20 protein-coding genes and 1 tRNA gene are annotated in these 23,452 nt (G+C 65.2%); 12 read left to right on the forward strand and 9 right to left on the reverse strand.

Annotated elements, in window-relative coordinates; translation table 11 throughout:
• The first annotated feature begins 234 nt into the window (after positions 1 to 234).
• Positions 235 to 309: transfer RNA gene (locus ABIB90_RS25565), tRNA-Gln, on the forward strand.
• A gap of 18 nt (positions 310 to 327) precedes the next feature.
• Here the strand turns inward: ABIB90_RS25565 and ABIB90_RS25570 are convergent.
• On the reverse strand, positions 328 to 1,590 hold the full coding sequence (locus ABIB90_RS25570; protein WP_354161600.1) for an ROK family protein: 1,263 nt from the start codon (positions 1,588 to 1,590) through the stop codon (positions 328 to 330).
• 254 nt (positions 1,591 to 1,844) lie between these two features.
• On the opposite strand from ABIB90_RS25570, the gene ABIB90_RS25575 reads away from it, so the two are divergent.
• The 4 genes from ABIB90_RS25575 (at position 1,845) to ABIB90_RS25590 (ending at position 6,930) form a co-directional block, all read left to right on the forward strand.
• Positions 1,845 to 2,810, forward strand: coding sequence for a sugar-binding protein (locus ABIB90_RS25575; protein WP_007594182.1), 966 nt, complete (start codon positions 1,845 to 1,847; stop codon positions 2,808 to 2,810).
• A gap of 51 nt (positions 2,811 to 2,861) precedes the next feature.
• Positions 2,862 to 4,388 (forward strand): sugar ABC transporter ATP-binding protein, encoded by a 1,527-nt coding sequence (locus ABIB90_RS25580; protein WP_354201577.1) that lies wholly within the window; start codon positions 2,862 to 2,864, stop codon positions 4,386 to 4,388.
• Positions 4,385 to 5,446 carry an ABC transporter permease gene (locus ABIB90_RS25585; RefSeq protein ID WP_007594180.1) on the forward strand — a complete coding sequence of 354 codons (1,062 nt, stop codon included), beginning with the start codon at positions 4,385 to 4,387 and terminating at the stop codon, positions 5,444 to 5,446. Before ABIB90_RS25580 ends, ABIB90_RS25585 begins: the two co-directional genes overlap by 4 nt.
• 137 nt (positions 5,447 to 5,583) lie before the next feature.
• Positions 5,584 to 6,930 (forward strand): carbohydrate porin, encoded by a 1,347-nt coding sequence (locus ABIB90_RS25590; protein WP_354161590.1) that lies wholly within the window; start codon positions 5,584 to 5,586, stop codon positions 6,928 to 6,930.
• 151 nt (positions 6,931 to 7,081) lie between these two features.
• On the opposite strand, the gene ABIB90_RS25595 is transcribed toward ABIB90_RS25590, so the two are convergent.
• The gene (locus tag ABIB90_RS25595; protein ID WP_354161587.1) at positions 7,082 to 7,969 is read right to left on the reverse strand and encodes a VOC family protein; all 888 of its coding nucleotides are present in this window, start codon (positions 7,967 to 7,969) and stop codon (positions 7,082 to 7,084) included.
• Between the two features lie 166 nt (positions 7,970 to 8,135).
• On the opposite strand from ABIB90_RS25595, the gene ABIB90_RS25600 reads away from it, so the two are divergent.
• Positions 8,136 to 9,323 carry a CaiB/BaiF CoA transferase family protein gene (locus ABIB90_RS25600; protein ID WP_354201578.1) on the forward strand — a complete coding sequence of 396 codons (1,188 nt, stop codon included), beginning with the start codon at positions 8,136 to 8,138 and terminating at the stop codon, positions 9,321 to 9,323.
• Here the strand turns inward: ABIB90_RS25600 and ABIB90_RS25605 are convergent.
• Positions 9,320 to 10,105, reverse strand: a complete 786-nt coding sequence (locus ABIB90_RS25605) for a DUF72 domain-containing protein (protein ID WP_354201579.1) — start codon at positions 10,103 to 10,105, stop codon at positions 9,320 to 9,322. The genes ABIB90_RS25600 and ABIB90_RS25605 overlap by 4 nt on opposite strands.
• Before the next feature lie 94 nt (positions 10,106 to 10,199).
• Here ABIB90_RS25605 and ABIB90_RS25610 point away from each other — a divergent pair, with 94 nt between their 5' ends.
• Together ABIB90_RS25610 and ABIB90_RS25615 are read left to right on the forward strand one after the other, a co-directional pair.
• Entirely contained in the window at positions 10,200 to 10,415 is a 216-nt protein-coding gene (locus ABIB90_RS25610; RefSeq protein WP_007607539.1) for a hypothetical protein, read from the forward strand.
• Positions 10,416 to 10,735: 320 nt separating this feature from the next.
• Complete coding sequence (locus ABIB90_RS25615; protein WP_354162131.1) at positions 10,736 to 11,320, forward strand: DUF1349 domain-containing protein; 585 nt, start codon at positions 10,736 to 10,738, stop codon at positions 11,318 to 11,320.
• A gap of 184 nt (positions 11,321 to 11,504) precedes the next feature.
• Here ABIB90_RS25615 and ABIB90_RS25620 read toward each other — a convergent pair whose 3' ends face one another.
• The 6 genes from ABIB90_RS25620 to ABIB90_RS25645 all read right to left on the reverse strand — a co-directional run bounded on the left by ABIB90_RS25620 (position 11,505) and on the right by ABIB90_RS25645 (position 17,912).
• Entirely contained in the window at positions 11,505 to 12,653 is a 1,149-nt protein-coding gene (locus ABIB90_RS25620) for an amidohydrolase (protein WP_354201580.1), read from the reverse strand.
• A 187-nt stretch (positions 12,654 to 12,840) separates the two neighbouring features.
• Positions 12,841 to 13,929 carry a mandelate racemase/muconate lactonizing enzyme family protein gene (locus ABIB90_RS25625; protein WP_354201581.1) on the reverse strand — a complete coding sequence of 363 codons (1,089 nt, stop codon included), beginning with the start codon at positions 13,927 to 13,929 and terminating at the stop codon, positions 12,841 to 12,843.
• 70 nt (positions 13,930 to 13,999) lie between these two features.
• On the reverse strand, positions 14,000 to 15,193 hold the full coding sequence (locus tag ABIB90_RS25630) for a M20/M25/M40 family metallo-hydrolase (RefSeq protein WP_354161570.1): 1,194 nt from the start codon (positions 15,191 to 15,193) through the stop codon (positions 14,000 to 14,002).
• Between the two features lie 137 nt (positions 15,194 to 15,330).
• Complete coding sequence (locus ABIB90_RS25635) at positions 15,331 to 15,729, reverse strand: Rid family hydrolase (protein WP_354161567.1); 399 nt, start codon at positions 15,727 to 15,729, stop codon at positions 15,331 to 15,333.
• A gap of 69 nt (positions 15,730 to 15,798) precedes the next feature.
• Positions 15,799 to 16,626, reverse strand: coding sequence for a PhzF family phenazine biosynthesis protein (locus ABIB90_RS25640; RefSeq protein WP_219685137.1), 828 nt, complete (start codon positions 16,624 to 16,626; stop codon positions 15,799 to 15,801).
• Between the two features lie 35 nt (positions 16,627 to 16,661).
• Positions 16,662 to 17,912, reverse strand: a complete 1,251-nt coding sequence (locus tag ABIB90_RS25645) for an MFS transporter (RefSeq protein WP_354201582.1) — start codon at positions 17,910 to 17,912, stop codon at positions 16,662 to 16,664.
• A gap of 111 nt (positions 17,913 to 18,023) precedes the next feature.
• Between ABIB90_RS25645 and xylB the strand changes: the two genes are divergently transcribed.
• The 4 genes from xylB (at position 18,024) to ABIB90_RS25665 (ending at position 23,303) form a co-directional block, all read left to right on the forward strand.
• On the forward strand, positions 18,024 to 19,469 hold the full coding sequence (gene xylB, locus ABIB90_RS25650; protein WP_354201595.1) for a xylulokinase: 1,446 nt from the start codon (positions 18,024 to 18,026) through the stop codon (positions 19,467 to 19,469).
• Positions 19,470 to 19,679: 210 nt separating this feature from the next.
• Entirely contained in the window at positions 19,680 to 21,209 is a 1,530-nt protein-coding gene (locus ABIB90_RS25655; protein ID WP_354161558.1) for a sugar ABC transporter ATP-binding protein, read from the forward strand.
• Positions 21,202 to 22,257, forward strand: a complete 1,056-nt coding sequence (locus ABIB90_RS25660) for an ABC transporter permease subunit (RefSeq protein WP_354201583.1) — start codon at positions 21,202 to 21,204, stop codon at positions 22,255 to 22,257. Before ABIB90_RS25655 ends, ABIB90_RS25660 begins: the two co-directional genes overlap by 8 nt.
• Positions 22,258 to 22,355: 98 nt before the next feature.
• Positions 22,356 to 23,303, forward strand: a complete 948-nt coding sequence (locus tag ABIB90_RS25665; protein WP_354161555.1) for an ABC transporter substrate-binding protein — start codon at positions 22,356 to 22,358, stop codon at positions 23,301 to 23,303.
• Positions 23,304 to 23,452 lie beyond the last annotated feature (149 nt).

The raw sequence follows: 23,452 nt of genomic DNA on the forward strand, positions 1-23,452 counted from the left end.
GTTCTTGGCGCCGTATTCCCACGAAACGGGGGAGGTCTCAACTGCCGGGAGGGGTGGCGGAGCGGCCGTCGGGAGCGGGGGGCGTAGCGCCCCTATAAGGCATGGCGCGGCGCCGCCGGCGCCTGTGGTATTTTGCCCCTCCGGGCGGTTGAAATGCCGCGCCTCTCCCTATAGACCGGCACCACTCGAGGGAATCCGCGGGCGCTCCTGTCGCCGCCGTTCCCACGGGCCTGATGGGGCGTAGCCAAGTGGTAAGGCAGCGGATTTTGATTCCGCCATTCGGAGGTTCGATCCCTCCCGCCCCAGCCAGCGCTTAGCTCGCGGCGCTTACTCGGTCGCTTCCATGTGGTTTTGGTCGACGACCCGCAGCGTCCGCCGCACCATGCCCTCGACAATGACCGTCGACTCGCTTGGACGCAGATGGATCGCCGTGGACCTGAGCAGCCATGGCAACACCGACTGCTCGAGCCGCTCTTCATAGGCGTGGCGCATCATGTCGAATGCCATCAGGCCTGGACCCGCCAGGATGACATGGTGCGGCCGCAGCACCGATATGGTTGCGGCGACCGCCTCCGCGAGCGCGCGACCCGCCTGCAGGAACAGGTGCTCGAGACGTGGATCTCCGCCCAGTGCGCGCTCGCGCAACAGAGCCATCTGTCCTTCGGACGGCTGCTGCGAGTCCGCCGGCGGCAGATCGAGAAAGGTGCGGGCGTCGCGGTAGAGCGCATAATCGGCAAGATAAGCCTCGATGCAGCCGCGCTGGCCGCAGCGGCATTGCGGGCCGTCCGGCGCCAGCTTGACATGGCCGATCTCGCTGCCGGCGCCCCAGCGTGCTTCACCATCGGCAACGACGCCCATCCCGATGCCGTGACCGACCATGATCGTGGCCGAGAGGCCTTGCGCCAATGCCGGTTCGGCGGACGTGAGGGCGAGCGCGACCGCGACAGCGTCGTTCGCCATCACGACCTCGACCCCGAACGCCTGACGTATCGGCGTCGCCAGATCGACTTCGGTGATCGACAGCGCGGGACTCCACAGCGTCGTGCCGGTGTCGACGTTCACGATGCCTTGCAGCGCAATCCCGATTCCCAATAGCCGATGGCGCGGCGTCGCCGTCGCATCGAGCAGCGCATTGATCTGCGCGATCACGAGATCGCGCAGCGCGTCTGCATCGAGCGCGCGCGTCGACAGTGCAAGTCGCGACTGCGCCACGCCGGAGCCCCGGAAATCCGCGATCAGCGTCTCGATCAGGTTCATACGCACGGAGATCGCGACGATGCGCCCGAACTCCGGGTTCAAGGTCAGCAGCACGGCCGGCCGGCCGCGGCGACGGCCATTCGGCCCGTCCGCATCCTCTTCGTCGGGATCGTCGGACCATGCGGTTGCCGCTGTCTCGGTCTCGCACAGCATCTCTTCCGCGATCAGCCGCGACGTCAGGCCTGAAACGGCCGGGAAGCTCAATCCCGTGTTCCGGGCGAGCTCCACACGCGGCAACGGCCCTTGGCGTCGCAAGACTTCGACCAGGCGGCCACGGTTGGAGCCGCGGGCCACGGTTGAAACGCGTCTCGGCGGCTCAGTCTGGTCAACCATGTTGCCCCTTTAATTCTATTGGTGAATTTAATATGCGCGCGGTGCAGTACTGTGGCGTAAAAAGCACATTCGGAAAACGTCTTTGGGCGCCATGTTTACTAATATCGTACCTTATGTACTATTTACGCTTGAATAAGACGCTCGTACATCCTGATCTTGACACTTTGCGCTGCGTCATTTCTTCGCGGCGTAAATAAAATAAGGGCGCAAAAGCGCTGTGAAGCCCCGGAGTGGGTGAACAAAGGGAGATACACATGAACGGATCAATCAAGAAATTGATAGTGCCGCTGCTCGCGACCGCCGCCGCGCTCGCGATGGCCACGGGAATGGCGCAGGCTCAGCAGAAAAAGACCATTGCGCTGGTCACCAATGCCGCGGCCGATTTCTGGACCATCGCGGGCCGTGGGCTCGAGAAGGCTCAGAAGGAGCACCCGGAATACGACATCCAGTTGATCGTCACCAACGAGGCCACCGCGGCCGGCCAGCGGCGCGAGCTGGACGACCTGCTGGTGCGCGGCGTCGCCGGCATTTCCATCTCGGTGGATGATGCGCCGCACGCAACCGAAGAGCTCAACAAGGTTGCGGCCAAGACCGTGCTGATCACGACGGACAGCGACGCGCCGCAGAGCAATCGCCTTGCCTATATCGGCACCGACAACGTCGCGGCCGGACGCCAAGCAGGCGAGGAGATCAAGAAGGCGCTGCCGAACGGCGGCAAGATCGCGCTGTTCGTCGGCACGATGGATGCGGACAATGCCCGCGAGCGGGTGCAGGGTATCAAGGACGCGATCGCCGGCACCAAGGTCGAGCTGGTCGACGTGTTCACCGACCAGGTGGACTTCGCCAAGGCCAAGGCGAACATGGAGAACGTGCTCGTCAAATATCCCGACATCGCGCTGTTGTCCGGGCTTTGGAGCTACGAGACACCGCTGATCTATGACGCCGTCAAGGCGGCGGGCAAGGCCGGCAAGGTGAAGATCGTCGGCTTCGACGAGGACCAGCGCACACTGCGGGGCGTTTCCGACGGCACGATCGAATCGACGGTGGTGCAGCAGCCCTACGAGTTCGGCTATCTCTCCGCCACCAACATCATCAAGACGCTGAACGGCGACAAGTCCTGGATCCCGGCGGGCGGCAAGCTGATCGTGCCGACCAAGGTAATCAGCAAGGCCAACGTCGCGGCGTTCACCGCAGACATGAAGAACCTCCTCAAGAAGTGAGTATCAGGCGCCCGGCGGCACGTCCGCCGGGCGTCGTGCGGGAGGAAATGAATGGCGGAAATCCTGTTCGAACTCGCCGGGATCAGCAAATCCTATCCCGGGGTCATGGCCCTCGATGACGTCAGCCTGCGGGTGTACCGCGGCGAGGTGTTGGGCCTGATCGGCGAGAACGGCGCCGGCAAGTCGACGCTGATGCGCGTGCTCGGCGGCGTGATCGCGCCGAGCGAGGGTGTGATCCGCATCGGCGGTAACGACTACGCGCGGATAACGGTGAACGAGGCGACGCAGGCCGGCATCGCCTTCGTGCATCAGGAATTGAACCTGTTCGAGAATCTCGACGTCGCCGCGAACGTCTTCATCGGGCGCGAGAAGCTGATGGGCGGGCCGCTGAAGCTGGTGGACAGCGCGCAGATGCGCGCCCGCGTGACGCCGCTGCTGGAGCGGCTGGGTGCGGATTTCGCGCCGGATACGCTGGTCGAAGACCTGTCCATCGCCGAGCGTCAGATGGTGGAGATCGCCAAGGCGCTCTCGATCGACGCCCGCGTGATCATCATGGACGAGCCGACCTCCAGCCTGACGATTTCGGAGACGGAACGGCTGCTCGAGGTGATTGCCGACCTGAAGGCACACGGCATCTCGGTGATCTATATCTCCCACCGGCTCGGCGAGATCATGACCTGCGCCGACCGCGTCGTGGTGCTGCGCGACGGCCGCACGGTGGGAGAGCTGGCGCGGAACGAGCTAAGCCATGCCGCGATGATCCGGCTGATGATCGGCCGCGACCTGAAAGCGCTGCATACTCCGCCGAAATACCCGCCGCAGCCGGGCGGCTGCGACATCGTCGGCGTCGTGACATCAGCCTTTCCCGACCGGCAGGTCGATCTTTCGGTGCGGCATGGCGAGATCCTGGGCCTAGCGGGGCTGGTAGGCGCCGGCCGCACCTCTCTTGCCCGCGCGGCCTTCGGGGTTGACCCGCTGCTGGGCGGCGAGATCAGGATCGACAACGCGCCGATCGCAATCGCATCGCCGCGCGACGCGATCAGCCAAGGCATCTATCTGGTGCCGGAGGATCGCAAGAAATCCGGGCTCGTGCTGGAGCTGCCGATTCGCGAGAACATGACGCTGGCGAGCCTGTTGGATCATGCGCGGATGTGGCTGGTCAGCGGCGCGGCCGAACGCAAGGTCGCGAAAGAGCAGGTCAGGCGCCTCTCCATCAAGGCGCCGAGCATCGACATGGAGGTGGTGACGCTCTCCGGCGGCAACCAGCAGAAGGTCGTGCTCGGCAAATGGCTGTCCATGCAGCCGCGCGTGATGTTCTTCGACGAGCCCACCCGCGGCATCGATGTCGGTGCCAAGAGCGAGATCTACGCGCTGATGCGCGACCTCGCCGACCATGGCGTCGCGATCGTGATGATCTCGTCGGACATGGAGGAAGTCATCGGCGTCTCCGACCGGGTGGCGGTGATGCATGAAGGCAGCGTCAGCGGCGTGCTCGAGCGGGAGCAGTTCAGCGAATACAACGTATTGCGACTGGCCATGGGCCAGGCGCTGGAAACCGCGGAAGCGGCTGCGCCATGATCAGGAAAGAGCTCGGTCTGGGATTGCTGCTGGTGGTGATCGCCGCCATCACGGGCGCGATCAATCCCGCCTTCCTGTCGCTGGTGAACCTCTTGAACATGGCCAATCTGATCGGCCTGTTCGGTGTGTTCGCGCTCGGCGAGGGGCTCGTGATCATCACCGGCGGCATCGACCTGTCGCTCGGCTCGATGTTTGCGCTGCTCGGCGTCGTGTTCGTCGACCTTCTGACGACCTACGACGTGCCGTGGCCTCTGGCGCTGGCGGCCGTGCTGCTGGGCGGGCTGGTGCTTGGCGGCATCCAGGGGTTCCTGATCACCCGGCTGAAGATGCAGCCCTTCATCGTGACGCTGTGTGGGTTGCTGATCTATCGCGGCGCCGCCCGCTACTACACGAGCGATTCGACCCGCGGCTTCGGTTATGGCGACGAGGCGGCGACACTGAGCAACATCGCCTCGGGCAATGTGGCGGGAATCCCGAACACCTTCATCCTGCTGATCGTCCTTGCGCTGATCCTCGCTGTGCTGCTGCACCGCTCGGTCTACGGGCGCTGGCTTTATGCCGTCGGCAAGAACGAAGAGGCGGCGCGCTTCTCGGGCATCAGCACAAACGTCGTGATCGCAACCGCCTATATCATCAGCGGCGGGCTCGCCGGAGTTTCGACGGTCTTGTTCGTGTTCTACACGAACTCGGTCTCGCCGAGCTCCTTCGGCAATTTCTACGAGCTCTACGCGATCGCGGCCGCCGTCCTGGGCGGGTGCAGCCTGCGCGGCGGCGAGGGGTCTATTCTCGGTATCGTGCTGGGCACGGCGCTGCTGCAGGTGTTGCAGAACCTCGTGAACATCCTGGGCATTCCCAACTCGCTGAACTTCGCGGTGATGGGCACGGTCATTCTGATCGGCGTGTTGGCGGATCAGCAATTGCAGGCACGACGGCGCCGCAAGCTGGCGCTGGCCGGCCTCGCCCGTGCGGCGCCGAAATCGACATTGGCCGAGCAAGTCCAAGGCGCGTCACCGCGCCCCGCGGATGCATTGCCGGCGAGAACGGGTGATCGGGCATGACAGATCCACGCTCCAGTTGACACAAGGCCGCCTGGTCGGCGGCCGCTGGGGGAGGGAGCGCGTTCCAGGCTCGAGGGCTTTGGGCAGGGGCGTGAGGCGAAACAAGCAAAGCCTGAGACGGCGGGAGGACGAGACAAATGTTGCGCAGGTTTATAAACACCGCAGGGGTGTGCGGTGTGGGGATTGCTTTCTCATCGCTGTTTTGCGGTGGAGTACATGCGGCCGATTTTTCGACGAAAGCTGCACCTGTTCCTTATGCGGCTGACGATTTCTGGACGAGACCGTATCTGTTCGGCGATCTCGGCAGGACCAGGCTGAAGGAGCAGGGCATCGATATCGGCCTGACGCTCGGTAACGAATCCGTCGGCAATCTCTCCGGCGGAAGCAGGAACACTGCGGCCAACGCCGGTCAGTTGTGGTTTGGCGCGAAGCTGGACATGGGGAAACTCGCCGGCATCCCCGGCGGCACCGTCGGTCTCACGCTGGTCGACCGCTTCGGCAAGAATCTGAATACCGAAGCGGACATTCCCGCCCTGCAGCTGACGAACGAAGTGTTCGGTCGCGGCAATATTCTGCGCCTGACGCAGCTCTACTACTCGCAGAAGCTTTTCGATGACCGGCTTGAACTCAAAGGCGGCCGTCTTCCGGTCGGCTCGGACTTCTTCTTCGGCCTGTGCGAGTTCATCAACCTGACCTTCTGCGGCGGCCAGCCCGGCAACATCCAGGGCGGCTACATCTACAATTGGCCGGTGAGCCAGTGGGCCGGTGTCGTGCACTACAAGATCGCGCCGGAATTCACGGTGTCGGTCGGTGTCTACGACGCCAATCCGGGTTACCTGACGACGTCGGACCCAGGCGTCTACTTCTTGCCCGGCATTCCCGCCTCGAATCGCGCCAGTGGCGTGATGGTGCCGGTGGAATTGGTTTGGACGCCGAAGGGGCCCTTGACCGGGACCTGGAGACTTGGCGGCTGGTACGACAGCGCCTCGTCTATTGATGGTGGCCTTCCGGGTGTTATCAGCACCATCCCGGGCGTCGGTGGTGTGCCGGATCAAAATATCAGCGATCAACGCGGCCGCTTCGGCGTCTACGAGTCGATCCTGCAACGATTGACTGTTGACGGTCCCGGTGCGGTAGGTTGGTACACCTTCCTCAATACGACCGTTGCCGATCACCGGACGTCGTACCAGGATTACCAGATCGCCCTGGGCTTCAGGCATACCGGTACGTTCTCCTGGCGTCCCCAGGACGAAGTCGGCTTCGCGGTGGGCACGACCCACGTGAACACGGCTGCCCTCAGTCCCAACGCCGGCGGCAACGAAGTGCCGCTCGAAGTCTGGTACGGATGGCAGGCGACCGGCTGGCTGAACCTCAAGTTCGACGCCCAGTATGTCATCAATCCCGGCGGGCGCGGCTATAACGGGGTGGGCGTGAAGACCGACAATGCCGTGGTTCTTGGCATGCGCACCGAGGTCCACTTCTGACGGGACGCTCACCCGTCTGATGCGAAAGGTGGGGCATGCCCGTCCCACCGGAGCGCACGCAACATGTGGCGGCTCCGCTCAGCGGAGCCGCCCGGCCGCGCCTTCGGTCATTCCGACGTTGCTGCGGCTAGGCGCGGGACTTGGTTATCACCTATCCCTCGTATTGATCCGGCCCCATCGCCCAAAGCGCCTGATCGTGGCCGGATGCATAGTTCCGATTGTTCAGCGCCGGATTGCGATTGACCATCGGCCGCATGAACATCGGGTGGGTGGCGCTGCGCACCTCGTGCTCGACCGTGAACAGCGGCTTGCCGCTGTCGAGATCGACGATGTCGCAGAAGCGGTACTGGTACTGATTGTCCTCGCGCGAGATCAGATCGCGGGCCAGCAGCTTGCGATAGGGGCCGGAGAAATCGGTGATGTACATCTGCACATGGTGGCCGTCATAGTCGCCTTGCGGCCGATCGGTCTCGCGAAACAACAAATGCTGGTCGCGGCCGGTCTTCACGGCGGCAACCGTGCCGTCGCCGTTCCGCAACTCGGATGGCATGCCCATGATCTCGGGGTAGAAGGTGCAGATGCGCGCGGCAGATCCCACCGGCACGTCGAACTCGACATAGGGAATGCCGAGCGCGACGCGACCGAAGCGCGCGGCGTCGGGCTCGTAACAGCGTAGCCGGTTGCCCCACGGACAAATCGCTTCGACATGGTCGTTACGCTCGGCGAAGGCGAACGCCGTGCCCTCGAGCTTCTTCGCGACTGACGCCAGTCGCGCCAGCAGCGCCTCGCGGCCCGCGATGACCAGCCCGACATGACCGCGCAGCACCTGCGGCCGGCCGCTCGGCAAATGAAACTGGCTCCGTCCGGCGTTGATCCACATGTTGGTGTCGGACACCATGAGGTAGGGATCACGGGTGAGCCCGAGGCCTGCGACATAGAACAGCGTGGCGAGGCGCTGGTCCGGGACCTGGATGTTGACGTGCTCGAAATGGATCGCGTTGCCGAGATCTTCTTTGGATCGATCGAATTGTTGCGGCATGGACGGGGCTCTGATGCGGGAGGGGCAGGTCCATACTAGAGCACAATTTCCGCCAGTCGAAATGATTCGCCGATCACATCTCGAGGGCGGGGCATGGCGTCTGTTGCCACCTTGCCGCAAATGCCAATCCCTGTAAGCTGACGAACAGCACAAAGGAAAGAGATCGATGGGAGGGGTTCTGGACGGCGTCCGGGTTCTCGATTTCGGGCGCTATATCGCGGGGCCCTATTGCGCGACCTTGCTGGCCGAATTCGGCGCCGAGGTCATTCGCGTGGAGAAGCGCGACGGCAGCGAGGATCGCTTCGTGGCGCCGGTCGGCGAAAATGGCGAAGGCGCGCTGTTTCTTCAGGTCAACCGCAACAAGAAGTGCCTCACGCTCGATCCGATGAAGCCAGAAGGGCAGGAGGTGATGCGCCGGCTGATTGCGACCGCGGACGTGGTCGTCGCCAATTTGCCGCCGCAGACATTGCGCGCGATGAAGCTCGACTACGATTCGCTCAAGGCGATCAAGCCGGACATCATCCTGACGACGGCGACCGCGTTCGGCGGGCCGGGGCCATGGTCCGACCGCGTCGGCTTCGACGGTGTCGGCCAGGTCATGTCGGGATCGGTGTACATGACGGGCGCCGGCGATCCGCCCTACCGGGCTGCGGTCAACTGGGTCGATTTCGGGACTGCGCTGCATTGCGCGTTCGGCACGCTCGCCGCGCTGATCGAGCGCGGCAAATCCGGGCGCGGGCAGATCGTCGAGGGCGCATTGCTCGCCACCGCCTTGTCCTTCACCAATGCCACGCTGATCGAGCAGGCCGTCATCAACGTCAATCGGGTGCCGACAGGCAATCTCGGCCAGACCGCGGCGCCCGCCGACATCTATCGCACGAGGGACGGCTGGGTGCTGTGCCAGGTCACGGGGTATCCGCTGTTCAAGCGCTGGGCGAAACTGATGGGCGAGGAGGAGGTCTGGCTGAACGATCCGCGCTTTACCGACGACATCAGCCGCGGCAACAACGGCCCTGTCATCAGCGAGCGGATGGCGCGCTGGTGCGCCGAGCGCACCACGCAGGAGGCCGTCGACACCCTGGGCAAGGCCATGATTCCGACCGGCCCCGTGCTGAGCCCGCAGCAGGCGCTGGATCATCCGCACATCCGCTCCGCCGGATTCATGCAGGACGTCGACTATCCCGGCTTGCCGAAGCCCGCACCGGTGGCGCGCGCCGCCGTCCGCCTGTCCGAAACGCCCGGTGAAATCGCGACGCGCCCGCCCACGCTCGGCGAGCATACCGACCTTATCCTGAGCGAGCTCGGCTACGACAAGGCCGCGATCGCGGCGCTCCGGCAGGGCGGCATCGTCTAGCGGTGAACAACGGCGCCTGCACGGCGGCTTGCCGTCGTGATCGCCGCGCTTTGCCGCACGTTGAGCAATTGCTTCAACGCCTGTGCATCGGCCGGCGCCGCGCTCTTCTGGTCGTTGTCGAAATAGACGTAGACGTCGCAGCCCTGCCGCTTCCAGGACGTGATGCGCCGCGCCCATTGCGCCAGCGTGGGTTTCGTATAGTGCCCGTGATAGCGCCCGCTTGGTCCGTGTCCGCGCACATAGACGAAATCCGCGGTGCGCTTCCACGGCGCCGGCGCGTCGTGATGGTCGGACAGGCACAGCGAAATGTTCTCGTCGGCCAGCATCCGCAAGATGCGCGGTTGATACCAGCTCGGATGACGGAATTCGAAACTGTAACGCCGCTTCCGCGACAACAGCTTGAAGAAGCCGGCGAGGCGGTCCGCGTCGGCTTCGAATTGCGGCGGCAGCTGGAACAGGATCGGGCCGGCCTTGCCGCCGAGCCGTGAGATGCGATCCTCGAGCAGCTCGAGGCTGTTCACCGAGCGGTCCGACAGGCGCTTCCAATGCGTGATGAATTTCGAGGCCTTCCAGGAAAAGACGAAATCGCGGCCGGTCTGCTCGCGCCACCCCTTGACGGCCTCCGGCGTCGGGGTGCGGTAGAACACGCCGTTCAGCTCGGTGGTGTCGAACTGTCCGGCGTAATAGCTCAGCTGCTGCTTCAGCGTCACGCCCTCGGGAAAGAACGGGCCTCGCCAGGAGGCGTAATGCCAGCCGGAAGTTCCGATCAGAACGCGCGCCATGTTTGCCATGTCCATCCGTTGCGATTTGCCGGATGGGAACGTCCGTGCGGCCGATACGTTGCTCGTGAGCTTGATCAACGCAGGAACGGAACCGATGTACGCGCTGTTCGAAGGCAATAAGCAGATCGGCGACCCCTTTCCCTCCGAGAAGGAAGTGTGGGAAGCCGCCTTGATCGAGGGGCTGGTGACCGACGTGCCGGTCGCGGACGAGGAGGGCGGCCGGCTTCTGCCTGCCGGCTATCACGTCGCGCAGGTCGAGGAGACGTTCGAGCCGAAGCCGGGCTGGAAGCTGCCGCGCGAGATCTCTTGAGCGGGCGCGTGTTCGCAGGGCGGTGAGCTTACTACGCGCAGCCAGGCTTAGCCGGATGAATGCGCAAGACCCGGTGAGTTCGTTATCGCTTGAAGCACGGCAAGACGGTCGGGCCTCAAGATGATCCGCCGCGGCGGCTGATCGCCGACTTTCGAAATTGGTCCGTCGACGAAGTAGTGGCGCACCTCGTTGAGGCCCGTTCAGCGAGGCATGACGGATTTGGATTTGCTCAGGTTCAGTTCTTCGATGCCGCTATCGCGATGTCGGGCCGAAACCCGAAAGCTCGTCGAGACCGTCACATAGTTTGCATCGAGGTTAAAATGATACTTGGCAGATCTGACGGCATTTGGCTGAATGAGCCGAAACAATGGACCGAGAAGGGCAACAGCCTTGAAGTGGTCACTGACAATGCCACCGACTTCTGGCGCGAGACTCATTACGGCTTTATCCGCGACAACGGACATTTTCTCGGGTTTCTGGCCGGGGATGCCTTCACGGCCGAGTTGCGGGTGCGAGGTAATTTCCAAGCGCTCTACGATCAAGCCGGCATCATGGTGCGCGTAGACGCTAATCGCTGGCTTAAGGCCGGAATCGAATTTGCGGACGGACGGGCCATGCTTTCGAGCGTATTGACGGATGGGCGGTCGGACTGGGCAACAGCACCCTATGAGCACGACGCACGTGACTTCCGATTGCGGGTAACCGTTGCTCATGGCGTTCTTCGTGTGCAAGCTTCGAACGATGGCAAGGTTTGGCCTCTCATGAGGCTTGCGCCGTTTGCCAAGAAACCTTCCTATCTTGTTGGACCGATGGCTTGCACGCCGGAGCGGGCCGGGCTGGAAGTGGCTTTTTCGGAGTTTCGGATGACGGCGCCGCTCGGCAAGGACCTTCACGATCTAGAATGAGGCTGCTGGCGCGGCCGGAGGCAGCGCTGAAGTCTGAAGTCGCCCATCGCCGTCGGTTGGCGCATTGCAGCGGCAGGTGTGGAGTCGGGGTAGGGCAGAAGTCGTTGCCCGGTGCAGACCGCCGCCTTTGACCCGTCGGAAGCATGGCGGGCATCAAGTGCAGTGTCATTCATGGATACACACTCTAGTTCGAGGCCAGCGCCGCCTTGGCGACTTCCACCATCCAGCTCGATGCCACCGGCAAAATCGCGTCGTTGAAATCATAGCGCGGGCCGTGCAGCTCGGCGCCGTCGCGCAATTCGCCGTTGCCGATCCAGACGAAAGCGCCGGGGCGCCGCGAGAGATGGTGGGCGAAATCCTCACCGGCCATGCTGGGCGCGAGGTCGCGTCGGAGCTCGGCCCGCACCTTGTCCGCGGCGAGGCGCGCGAGATCCGCCTCGGCCGGCGTGTTGATCACGACGCCGACGCCCATGACGATCTCGGGCGTGACCTTGACGCCGAAGCTCGTGGCAATCCCGGCGCAGATCTGTTCGATCCGCGCCACGACGGTGTCCTTCACCGCATCGCGATGGTAGCGCAGCGTGCCGCCGATCGAGACGCGTCCGGCGATTTGGTTGCGTGCCGTGCCGCCTTCGAGCGTACAGAGCGAGAGCACGGCGGTGTCGAGCGGATCGACGCTGCGCGAGACGATCGATTGCAGCGCCACGATCAAATGGCCGGCCGCCATCACCGGATCGCGCGTCAGATGCGGCATGCCGGCGTGTCCCGCATGGCCATCGATGGTGATGGTGATGCGCCCGCCGGAGGCCATGACGACGCCGTCATGGACCGCGATGGTGCCGGCGGCAAGCCCCGGCCAGTTGTGAAAGCCGAACACCCGCTGCATCGGAAATCGCTCGAACAGCCCGGCCGCGACCATCGCGCGCGAGCCGCCATAACCTTCCTCGGCCGGCTGGAAGATGAAATCGACCGTCCCGCTCCAGCTGGTGTCGGCGGCGAGCAGCGCGGCGGCGCCGAGCAGCGAAGCGGTATGTCCGTCATGGCCGCAGGCATGCATCACACCGGGATTTTGCGAAGCGTAAGCTAGCCCCGTATCTTCGGTGATCGGCAGCGCATCCATGTCGGCGCGCAGGCCGACGCGGCCCTGGGCGTGGCCGCGCGTGAGGGTCGCGACGATACCGTGGCCGCCGATGCCTGACACGAAGGGAATGCCGAGCTCGGTGAGCTTGTCCTGCACGAAGGCGGCGGTGGCTTTCTCCTGGAGGGACAGTTCGGGATGCGCATGCAAATGCCGGCGCCACGCGGTCAGTTTCTGGTGCAGCTCGGGTGTCAATGCGGGAATCTCTCGGCTTGTGTGTCGGCGCCGACACCATAGCCGAATAATTGCGGCTTGCATCAAGCGCCAGTGAATGCCCCGCGTGCAGCAACGCGTTGGTGATTGCTGGGACAAACCGACTGCGCTGCGCGCTCCGCTTCACCTCTCCCGCTTGCGGGAGAGGGGGCGCGGTCGTGGCTCCGCGCTACGCCGACAGCTTCGCCAGCCCGTCCCAATCGAAGCTGATGCCGTGGCCGATCCGGTCCGGCGCGAGCGCAAGCCCGTCCTCAAGCACCAGCGGATGCTCGATATATTTGTCGAGCCCAAAACCGTGCGCCTCCAGATACGACCGGTTCGGGCAGGCTGCGAGCAGGTGCACGGTGATGTCGTGCGCGCCGTGGCTGGTGACGGGCAGGTTGAACGCTTCCGCCAGCCGCGCGATCTTCATGAAGGCGGAGACGCCACCGCAATTGGTGACGTCAGGCTCGGGATAGGACACCGCGCCTGCGACGATGTAGTTCTTGAACTCCCACAGCGAACGCAAATTCTCGCCCGCCGCGATCGGCACGCCGCCGGCCTGCATGATGCGGGCGTGGCCCGCGACGTCGTCGGGAATGATCGGCTCCTCGAGCCAGGTGAGGTCGTAGGGTTGGAATGCGCGGGCGGCGCGGATCGCTTCCTCGACCGTCCATTTCATGTTGGCATCCACCATCAACGGAAAGCCGTCGCCGAGATGCTGTCGCATCGCCGCGACCCGCGCCACATCCGATTTGAGATCGGGCCGGCCGGCCTTCATCTTGATGGCGCGAAAGCCCTTGGCGAGATTGCCGTCGGTCTGCCTGAGCAGGGCCTCGACCGAGAGATCGAGGTCGATGCCGCCGGCATAGCAGGGCACGCGCGCATCGAAGCCGCCGAGCAATCGATACAGCGGCAATTTCGCGCGCCGCGCTTTCAAATCCCACAGCGCGATGTCGAGCGCCGAGAGTGCCAGCACCGCCGGCCCGCCGCGCCCGCCATAATGCAGCGCCCACCAGACCTGATGCCAGATCGCTTCGGTATCATCGGCTTCGCGACCCTCGACCAGCGGCGGGATTTCGCGCTTGAGGATGTCGGCGACGGCGCCGCCATTGCGCCCGACCGTGTAGGTGTAGCCGACGCCCTCGGCGCCATCGGCATCGCGGATGCGGCAGGTGATCAGCTCGAACGCGGCGATGTCGCCGTGGGTCGAGTCGGAGAGCATGACGGGGAGGGGGATCCGGTAGAATCCGGTCTCGATGGTCGAAACGCGCGGCATGCGGCCTCCCTTATTTTTTTTCTTGTAGGATGGGTTTCGCTGCGCTCTACCCATCCTACAGGCTGCGTGCTCACCGCATCGTTGCGAGCTGCACGGCCAGCGCGCAGGCGCGGTCATATTCGTCGAGATTGATCCACTCGTCGATCGTGTGCGCCTCGTTCTGGCCGGCGCCGAAGGTCACGGTCGGAACGCCGTGGCGGACCATCCAGTTGGCATCGAGGCCGCCATTGGCGGTGCGCACGTTCGGGGTACCGCCGACGGCGGACACGGCCTCGACAGCGCGTTTGACGACGGGCAAATTGTCCTTCATGCGGAACGGGAAATAATCGGTCTCGGCCTTGAACTTGACCTTGCCGGATTTGCCTTGCGCGTTGGTGACTTTCTTGGCCGCCTTCTCGAACGCGGCCTTGTAGGCTTTCGTGATCTCCTTGAAGAACTTTCCGTCATGGCTGCGGCTTTCGCCGCGCACATGCACGTAGTCGGTGACGACGTTGGTGGCGTCGCCCGCAGGCCGCCCCTCGCCGCCGGTGACGGGGCCGACATTGCTGGTGCCTTGCTGCTTGCGCTTGACCACCTTGCCGAACCAGCCGCCGGCCTTCACGTCGGCGAGCGCGAGGGCCATGATCATGGTCGATGAAATGCCGCGCTCCGGCGCGACGCCGGCATGCGAGGCGCGGCCGAAGATTTCGACGGTCCAGCGGTCGGCGCCGACTGCGCCGATGACGACGTTGGAGGCCGAGCCGCCGTCATAGTTGAACGCCATCACCGGCGAGCCGAGTTCGTCGAGCTTGACGTGGCGCGCGCCGTAGAGCCCGCTCTCCTCGCGCACGCAGAACAGCAACGTGATCGGCGGATGATCGAGCTGCTGCTTCTCGAGCTCGGCCGCCAGCGTCACCAGCACGCCGCAGCCGCAGCGATTGTCGCCGCCGAGTGCGGTCTTGGCCTCGTTGACGATCTTGCGACCCGACTTCTTCGGCTTGGCGCCGGCGCACAGCGGCACGGTGTCCATGTGGGTCATGAACATGACGCGCGGCTGGTTGTGCAGCGCGCCGCGGCCGGGCAGGTCGACGATGAGGTTGCCGGTCTCGGTCGGCACCGGAATGCGCGTATTGGCGTCGTCGAGCCGGATCGCCTTCGCCGGCACGCCGCTCTCCTTCAGCGCGGCCGTGAGCTCATGCCCGATCGCCGCCTCCTGTCCGGTGACGCCCTCGACGGCGAGAAAGCGCATGAGGCGTTCGGTGGCGGCTTTGGTGTCGACAGGCATGAGATGTCCCTTTGATGCACGGTGCCTGCCAGCATCCCCTGCGGCAGCTTGTTTCGCAAGGCGGCCTCAACGCATGAACTGTGGCGCCGCGTTGCTGTGCGCGCATGGTCCCAGAACCAACCGCTGTTCCCGTCCGATCAGTCGTGCACGATGGCCGTCGCCTCTATTTCGACACGAGCCCGGGCGGGGGTTAAAGCGGCTACCTGAACGAGCGTGCTTGCCGGACGCGTCGCCCCGAATGTTTCGCTATGCGCGCGGGCGACTTGGTGTGTGTCCGCCATATCGAGAACGTAGACGACTGTTCTCACCACGTGCCGCAGCTCCGCGCCAGCATCTGCAAGCGCCTCGGCGACTATCGCGATTGCGCCCAGCATCTGTATGTACGCATCCCCTTCGAGTGCCGGAGGACGAGCCGTCGTTCCGGAGACGAAGACATGGTCCCCGACACGGACGGCACGCGCATAGCCATAGCTGTCCTCAAAAGGATAGCCGGACATGACGCTTTTCCTGATCAAAACGATTTCCCGCATCTGCATCTACGACATCAGCACGCCTTCCGCACCGGATGTCTGCGAATTGACATCCTCCGGCCGGGACTTCGCCGGCTACATCTGCCGGGCCGCGCCGGAGACCCGGATGCTCGCGCCGGGTTCGGCGCTGATCTCGGCGCGCAGCCGCGACGGCACACCCATGTCCTCGCCCTGAACGATATCAATCGTGCCGCCATGAGGCCAGCCAAGGTCCCGCAGATATCCGGCGAGGGCCGCGGCCGCGGCGCCTGTCGCGGCATCCTCGTAGACTCCGCCGGCTGCGAATGGATTGCGGGCGTGGAACAGCGTGTCGGTCTCGGCATGGACGAGGCTGATGGTGACGAGGCCGGCTGCTGTCATCAGCTGCCGCCCTTGCTCCAGGTCATAATGCATCGCGGCCAACTTCTGCCGGCTCGCCAAGGCCAGGACGAGATGCCGGGCGCCGGCCTCGGCGATCGCGGGAGGCAGGCGCGGGTCGAGATCGGCAACGCTGTACGAAAACAAACCCAGCGCGGCTGCGACCAGTGCGTCGGGCGCCTGCGCGCTGCGCGTGCGCGGCGATTGCAGCGCCGCCATCAGTGCGGACTGCTTCCGCCAGCCTGTCACCGTGATCGCTGTGTCGTTGAGCTGGAGCGCGAAGGTGCCTTCGCCATGGGCAAGGGCAAGCGCGGCCCCGAGCGCGATCGTTGCATGGCCGCAGAACGGCACCTCGATCTCGGGGGCGAAGTAGCGCACCCGCCAGCCATCCTGGTTTGGCGCGGCGAAGACCGTCTCCGAATACCCGACCTCCGCCGCGATCGCCAGCATCCGGTCGGCCGGAGGCAGCGCGTCGCAGAGTACGACCCCGGCAGGGTTGCCCCCGTTCTCTCCTTGCGAAAAAGCGGCGATCCGCTGCACGTCCATTCGTCCCTCCAGAATGAAGACCAGGAACTCCGAGCCTACCGGTTTTGGACGGTCCGCGTATAGGCCAGAAAGATGAGCGTACCGAACAGAAGCATGGCTGCCATGAACAACAGCACCGCCGGCAGTCCCGCGAACGCCGCCACCGCGCCGGTGATCGACTGCATCAGCGCCGCGCCGAGGAAGAAGGCGAGGTTGATCGCCGCGAGCGCCTTGCCTGCAACCTGGGCGTCGACCAGCTGCCGCGACATGCCGAACAGCAGCGGCTGCGCCGAGGTCGCCAAGCCAATGAGCACGAACAGTACGAGGTCGTATTCCGGCGGCATCACGGGAAGGCCGAGCAGTATCGAGACGGCATAGTGCGGCGCCCCTAACGCCATCAGCGCCAGCAGCAATGCGCCGGCCAGGTGCGTCCCCGCCACCAGCGCGCGGCGGCGGCCGATCCTGCGGTCGATCATGCCGATGAGAAGCGGACCTGCGATCATCGCCAGCGTAAACGCGCCGAGCTGGTTGCCGGCCTCGACCCGCGACAATCCCTTGACCTGCATCAGCCACGGTCCGCCCCAGAGGCCGCGCAGCACCAGCGAGGTCGCAAGCGACACCAGCGCCAGCGCGATCAGGCCGCGCAAGGGCCGCGACAGTCCGAGCCTGAGCACCTCGATCATCTGCGACAGCGGCGAGGATTCGTCCTTGTGCTCGGCCGGCTGGTTCGGCACCAGCAGGAACACCGCGAGCGCCACGGCGACGCCGCCGAGCGCCGAGATCCAGAACCCGGCGCGCCAGCCGTAGGTGTCGACCACGAAGGCGAGCGGGCTCGACGACAACAGCATGCCGATATTGCCGATCGAGAGGATCGCGCCCGACCAAAGCCCGAAGCGGGCGGCCGACAATTGCTTGGCCGCCAATGTCATCGGGCACATCAGCATGCCGGAGGTGGCGACGCCCAGCAGCACCTGACCGACCGCGAAGCTTTCGGGGCCCGTCGCGAATCCCGACGCGATGGCGCCGACCACGGTTCCCGCAAGCAGGCTCAGCGACACCGGCCGCACGCCAAAGCGGTCCATCGCCGCACCGACCGGGATCTGCGCGGCCGCAAACGCGAACGGGTAGACCGAGGTGAGGCTCGCCAGCGCCTGCGGTTCGATGCCGAAATCCGCCGCCATCAAATCGAGGCTGACCGCCGGAATGGTGCGCAGTAAGGTCGAGAGCATGTGCCCGCAGGCCAGCGCAAGCAGCGCAAAGATCAGCGCGCGGGTGGCTCCCGCGTCGTTGGTGGCGGCGGTGGTCATGGGCGTTGCGTCCCGAGAAGGTTTCGGGTGGGGTTACATGATTGACGGGTGCGTGCCAACATCGGGAACGCCATGGCCGCAATGTCATGGATGCACAAGGCAAGTGACATCATGTATCTCGGCATCGACCTCGGCACCTCTGCCGTCAAAACCGTTCTGGTCGACGACGCGCAGCGCGTGGTGGCGAGCCGCAGCCGGTCGCTGACGGTCTCTTCGCCGCGTTCCGGCCATTGCGAGCAGGACCCGGCGCAGTGGATCGAGGCCACATTTGCGACGCTGGACGCGCTGAAGGCAGATCACGCGCGCGAACTGGCCGCGGTCGAGGGCATCGGCCTGTCCGGCCAGATGCACGGCGCGACGCCGCTCGACGCCGGTCACATGCCGTTGCGGCCCTGCATTCTCTGGAATGACGGACGGTCCGTTGCGGAATGCGCCGAGCTGGAGCGGCGCTGGCCCGCCTTGCGAATGACGACAGGCAACAAGGCGATGCCGGGATTCACGGCGCCAAAATTGCTGTGGGTCGCGAGGCACGAACCGGAGATCTTCGCGGCGACAACACTCGTGCTGCAACCAAAAGCCTATCTGCGCCTGGTGCTGACGGGCGAGGCGATTGAGGATGTCTCGGACGCCTCGGGTTCGCTGTGGCTCGACGTTGGCAGCCGCGATTGGTCGGATGTGGGGCTTGCCGCGACCGCGCTGTCGCGCCGGCAGATGCCGCGTCTGGTCGAGGGCTGCGCGCCGGCGGCACGGCTGCGCAGCGAGATGGCGCAGCGCTGGGGCATGACCGGGCGGCCGATGCTCGCCGGCGGGGCCGGCGACAATCCGGCGGGAGCCGTCGGCATCGGCGCCATCAATCCCGGCGCAGCCTTCATTTCGCTCGGAACCTCCGGCGCATTGCTGGTGCCCACCGAGACGATCGCGGTCAACCCGGAGCGGGTCGTGCACACGTTCTGTCACGCCGTCCCCGACAGGTGGATACAAGCCGGCGCGATCCTCTCGGCGGCCTCGTGTCTGGCCTGGATCGCGCGGCTGTTCGGGACCTCCGAGGCCGACCTGCTGGCGCCGCTCGGGTGCCGCCCGCGGGCGCCGTCGCAGGTCAGCTTCCTGCCGTACCTCTCCGGCGAACGCACCCCGCACGATGATCCGGATGTGCGCGGCATGCTCGACGGGCTCAGTCACGCCACCGATCGTGATGCGATCGTGCAAGCCGTGCTCGAAGGCGTCGCCTTCGCGCTGGCGGATTGCCGGGACGTCCTTGCCGAGACCGGATTGGCGATCGCGGAGGCGGATGTCATCGGCGGCGGCTCGCGGTCGCGGTTCTGGCTTTCGGTGCTGGCCAATGTCCTGAACATCCCCATGCATCGCTTTGCCGACGGCGAGACGGGCGCGGCGTTTGGTGCGGCGCGGCTTGGCCGCCTCGCCGTCACCGGGGAGGCGATTGATGCCGTCTGCACTGCACCACGGCGCGTCGAGACCTTCGAGCCTGAGCCCGCGCTTGCGCAGGCCTATGCCGAGCGGCTTCCGCAATGGCGCCGCCTGTACCGGCCGCGGCGCTGATCGCGATACGCGATGATGTGGCGAAGAAAAGGCATCACGCGTGGGATCGGTTCCGTCTGCAAAAGATAAAAGCAGCGCCGGACCGTTCGTCGGCATGCGTGAGGTATTGCCCTGCGCCACAACCTTTTGTTTAATGCTTGCACCCGCGCCAGGGACCAACGAGACGCGGGTGAGATTGCGATGCCGCCGTCGGCGCATCGGGGAGGTGTGATGAGCGAGCCCATCCTCGAGATGCGCCGGGTCTCTAAATCGTTTTTCAGCATCAAGGCGCTGCGCGACGTCGACCTCACCGTCTACGCGGGCGAGATCCACGCTTTGATGGGCGAGAACGGCGCCGGCAAATCCACCCTGATGAAGATCCTGTCGGGTGCCTACCGGCCGGACCCGGGCAGCGAAATCCGCATCGACGGCCAGCCCGTGCAGATCAGCGGTCCGCTCGGCGGCCGCGCGGCCGGCATCGCGATCATCTATCAGGAACTCTCGCTCGCCCCCAATCTGAGCGTTGCGGAGAACATCTATCTCGGTCGCGAGGTCTCCCGCGGCGGCTTGCTGGCGCGCGAGGCGATGCAGGCCGGCGTCGGTCCGATCCTGGCGCGGCTCGGCGCGGATTTCACGCCGCAGACGCAGGTCGCCAATCTCTCGATGGGCCAGCGCCAACTGGTCGAGATCGCGCGCGCGCTGCACGCCCGCTCCAGGATCCTGATCATGGACGAGCCGACCACCGCGCTGTCGGCCGGCGAGAGCGAAAGGCTGTTCGCGCTGATCCGCCAGCTGCGCGCCGAAGGTCTCGCCATCATCTACATCTCGCATCGCATGGACGAGGTCTATGCGCTCGGCGACCGCGTCACGGTGCTGCGTGACGGCACGCTGGTCGGTTCGCTCGACAAAGGCGACATCCGCGCCGACACCATCGTCCGGATGATGGTGGGTCGCGACGTCTCCTCCTTCTACAAGAAGGAGCATGATCCCAGGAATGATGCGCGGTCGGGAGCTCCCGTGCTCGCGGCCGTCGACATCGCCGACGGCAGGCGCGTCAAGGGATGTTCGCTGACGGTGCATGCGGGCGAGGTCGTCGGCCTTGCCGGCCTGGTCGGCGCCGGCCGCACCGAGCTTGCGCACCTCATCATCGGCGCCGCGCCGATGGTCTCCGGTCATGTCGAGATCGAGGGGCGCACGGTCTCGATCCGCACGCCCGGTGAGGCGCTGGATGCCGGAATTGCCTATCTCACCGAGGACAGGAAGGCGCTCGGCCTGTTCCTCGACATGTCCTGTCTCGACAACATCAATCTTGCGGTGCTCGGCCGGGATGCGAAATTCGGCGGCATCCTCGATCGCGACAAGGCCCGCGACCGCGCCAAACGCGCGTTTGCGGGGCTCGGCATCCGTGCTGCCAATGTCGGTGTTCCCGCCGGCGGGCTCTCCGGCGGCAACCAGCAGAAAGTGCTGCTGTCGCGGCTGCTCGCGATCGGCCCGAAGATCCTGATCCTCGACGAGCCGACGCGCGGCGTCGACGTCGGCGCCAAGTCCGAGATCTATTCGATCATCGACAATCTCGCGAAGTCGGGCACCGCGGTTCTCGTCATCTCGTCCGACCTGCCCGAGATCATCGGCATCTGCGACCGCGTTATCGTGATGCGTGCGGGACATATCGCCGGGCAGATCCGGCGCAACGCGACATCGCCGCTCAGCCAGGAGGACATCATGGCCCTCGCCACCGGAACGGAGCAGCTCGATGCCTGAGAACGGCGCTTCCTCCAGCACCGCCCCCGCCAAAGCCGTCCCCGTCGCGCCCGGTCTTGCCGCCGCGCAGGAGACGAAGCGGCAGCGGACGCGGATGATCATTCGCGCGGTCGGCATGCTGCCGGTGCTGCTGCTGCTGTGCATCGGTTTTCACGTGCTGTCGGACGGCCGCTTCTTCACCGGCCAGAACATCGGCATCGTGGTGCAGCAGTCCGCGGTCAATACGGTACTGGCCGCAGGCATGACCTTCGTCATCCTCACCGGCGGCATCGACCTGTCGGTCGGCTCCATCCTGGCGGCGTCGGCGATGGCGGGGCTGATCATCTCCAAATTCCCCGATCTCGGGGTGCTGTGGTTGCCGGCCGCGGTGCTCACCGGCGCCGTCTTCGGCATTCTCAATGGCGGCTTGATCGCGCTGTTGCGCCTGCCGCCCTTCATCGTCACGCTGGGGTCGTTGACCGCCGTGCGCGGCGCGGCGCGGCTGCTCGGCGCCGACACCACGGTGTTCAATCCGTCGATCCCCTATGCTTTCATCGGCAACGGCGCTTTGACGCTCATTCCGGGCGTCGTGTCGATTCCCTGGCTCTGGGTGATCGCGTTGCTGGTCATCCTGGTGTCGTGGCTGGTGCTCAAGCGCACCGTGCTCGGGGTCCATATCTACGCGGTCGGCGGCAACGAGAGCGCCGCGCGGCTCGCCGGCATCAAGGTCTGGGCCGTGCTGATCTTCGTCTATGGCGTGTCCGGCCTGCTCGCGGGCCTCGGCGGCGCGATGCAGGCGGCGCGGCTCTACGCCGCCAATGGCCTGCAGCTCGGCCAGTCCTACGAGCTCGACGCCATCACCGCCGTGATCCTGGGCGGCACCTCCTTCGTCGGCGGCATCGGTTCGATCTGGGGAACGCTGGTCGGCGCGCTGATCATCGCCGTGTTGTCGAACGGCCTGATCCTGATCGGCGTGTCCGACGTCTGGCAATATGTGATCAAGGGCCTGGTGATCATCGGCGCGGTGGCGCTGGACCGCTATCGGTTGCAGGGCTCGGCCCGCACGTGAGCGCGGAAAAAATGCAGCGGGCGCTGCGCCGTCATGTTCATTTCGTCACGGCAACTGGTCGCCGTGCCGGAGCTTCAAACGGACCAGGGAGGAAGCCAATGTTGAAGTCGATCTCGTTTGCCGGCGCCGCGATGGCGCTCGTCCTGAGCTCCGCGCCGTCCTTTGCGAAGGAGCTCAAGTCGATCGGCGTTTCGCTGGGCTCGCTCGGCAATCCGTTCTTTGTCGCGTTGTCGAAGGGCGCCGAGTTCGAGGCCAAGAAGACCAACCCCAACGTCAAGATCACCACCGTCGGCTTCGAATATGATCTCGGCAAGCAGGTCACCCAGATCGACAATTTCATCGCCGCCGGCGTCGACCTGATCCTGCTCAACCCCGGCGATCCCAAGGCGGTCGGACCGGCGATCAAGAAGGCGCAGGCCGCCGGCATCGTCGTGGTTGCCGTCGACACCGCGGCCGAAGGCGCCGACGCCACGGTGACCACCAACAACGTCCAGGCCGGCGAGATCTCCTGCCAGTACATCGTCGACAAGCTGGGAGGCAAAGGCGACGTCATCATCGAGAATGGCCCGCAGGTCTCCGCGGTGATCGACCGCGTCGTCGGCTGCAAGAACGTGCTCGGCAAGAACCCCGGCATCAAGGTCCTGTCCAACGACCAGGACGGCAAGGGCTCGCGCGAAGGCGGCCTCACGGTGGCGCAGGGCTATCTGACCCGCTTCGCCAAGATCGACGCCATCTTCGCCATCAACGATCCGCAGGCGATCGGCACCGACCTTGCCGCGCGCCAGCAGCAGCGCACCGGCATCATCATCACCGCGGTCGACGGCGCACCCGACATCGAAGCAGCCCTCAAGGATCCGCAGGCGGCGCAGATCCAGGCCTCCGCCTCGCAGGACCCGTTCTTCATGGCCCGCCGCGCCGTGCAGGTCGGCGTCAACATTCTCAACGGCCAGAAGCCGGCGTCCACGGTCGAGCTGCTGCCGTCGAAACTGGTGACGCGCGACAATGTTGGCGAGTACAAGGGCTGGACCTCGGACCGGACGCAGTAGCGGGCGCGAGACGGCCGGCGCCGGATGTGGCGCTGGCCGGCTTGCGTGGCGTGGTGCTAGCTCGGCATGTAGCGTTTGACCGGGGCTGGGTCGACCGCGCTCTCGTTAGGCTCATGATCTTGAGGTCGCAGGTTCAAATCCTGTCCCTA

The sequence above is a fragment of the Bradyrhizobium sp. JR4.1 genome (assembly GCF_040548605.1).
Classification (GTDB): Bacteria; Pseudomonadota; Alphaproteobacteria; order Rhizobiales; family Xanthobacteraceae; genus Bradyrhizobium; species Bradyrhizobium canariense.

What these genes read in the sequence shown, in the direction of transcription:
- ABIB90_RS25575 (WP_007594182.1), top strand. Translation starts at nt 1,845, where the DNA reads ATGAACGGATCAATCAAGAAATTGATAGTGCCGCTGCTCGCGACCGCC.
- ABIB90_RS25580 (WP_354201577.1), top strand. Translation starts at nt 2,862, where the DNA reads ATGGCGGAAATCCTGTTCGAACTCGCCGGGATCAGCAAATCCTATCCC.
- ABIB90_RS25645 (WP_354201582.1), bottom strand. Translation starts at nt 17,912, where the DNA reads ATGACCACCGCCGCCACCAACGACGCGGGAGCCACCCGCGCGCTGATC.
- ABIB90_RS25570 (WP_354161600.1), bottom strand. Translation starts at nt 1,590, where the DNA reads ATGGTTGACCAGACTGAGCCGCCGAGACGCGTTTCAACCGTGGCCCGC.
- ABIB90_RS25585 (WP_007594180.1), top strand. Translation starts at nt 4,385, where the DNA reads ATGATCAGGAAAGAGCTCGGTCTGGGATTGCTGCTGGTGGTGATCGCC.
- ABIB90_RS25625 (WP_354201581.1), bottom strand. Translation starts at nt 13,929, where the DNA reads ATGCCGCGCGTTTCGACCATCGAGACCGGATTCTACCGGATCCCCCTC.
- ABIB90_RS25605 (WP_354201579.1), bottom strand. Translation starts at nt 10,105, where the DNA reads ATGGCGCGCGTTCTGATCGGAACTTCCGGCTGGCATTACGCCTCCTGG.
- ABIB90_RS25635 (WP_354161567.1), bottom strand. Translation starts at nt 15,729, where the DNA reads ATGCAGATGCGGGAAATCGTTTTGATCAGGAAAAGCGTCATGTCCGGC.
- xylB (WP_354201595.1), top strand. Translation starts at nt 18,024, where the DNA reads ATGTATCTCGGCATCGACCTCGGCACCTCTGCCGTCAAAACCGTTCTG.
- ABIB90_RS25660 (WP_354201583.1), top strand. Translation starts at nt 21,202, where the DNA reads ATGCCTGAGAACGGCGCTTCCTCCAGCACCGCCCCCGCCAAAGCCGTC.
- ABIB90_RS25640 (WP_219685137.1), bottom strand. Translation starts at nt 16,626, where the DNA reads ATGGACGTGCAGCGGATCGCCGCTTTTTCGCAAGGAGAGAACGGGGGC.
- ABIB90_RS25630 (WP_354161570.1), bottom strand. Translation starts at nt 15,193, where the DNA reads ATGCCTGTCGACACCAAAGCCGCCACCGAACGCCTCATGCGCTTTCTC.
- ABIB90_RS25595 (WP_354161587.1), bottom strand. Translation starts at nt 7,969, where the DNA reads ATGCCGCAACAATTCGATCGATCCAAAGAAGATCTCGGCAACGCGATC.
- ABIB90_RS25590 (WP_354161590.1), top strand. Translation starts at nt 5,584, where the DNA reads ATGTTGCGCAGGTTTATAAACACCGCAGGGGTGTGCGGTGTGGGGATT.
- ABIB90_RS25610 (WP_007607539.1), top strand. Translation starts at nt 10,200, where the DNA reads ATGTACGCGCTGTTCGAAGGCAATAAGCAGATCGGCGACCCCTTTCCC.
- ABIB90_RS25665 (WP_354161555.1), top strand. Translation starts at nt 22,356, where the DNA reads ATGTTGAAGTCGATCTCGTTTGCCGGCGCCGCGATGGCGCTCGTCCTG.
- ABIB90_RS25615 (WP_354162131.1), top strand. Translation starts at nt 10,736, where the DNA reads ATGATACTTGGCAGATCTGACGGCATTTGGCTGAATGAGCCGAAACAA.
- ABIB90_RS25655 (WP_354161558.1), top strand. Translation starts at nt 19,680, where the DNA reads ATGAGCGAGCCCATCCTCGAGATGCGCCGGGTCTCTAAATCGTTTTTC.
- ABIB90_RS25600 (WP_354201578.1), top strand. Translation starts at nt 8,136, where the DNA reads ATGGGAGGGGTTCTGGACGGCGTCCGGGTTCTCGATTTCGGGCGCTAT.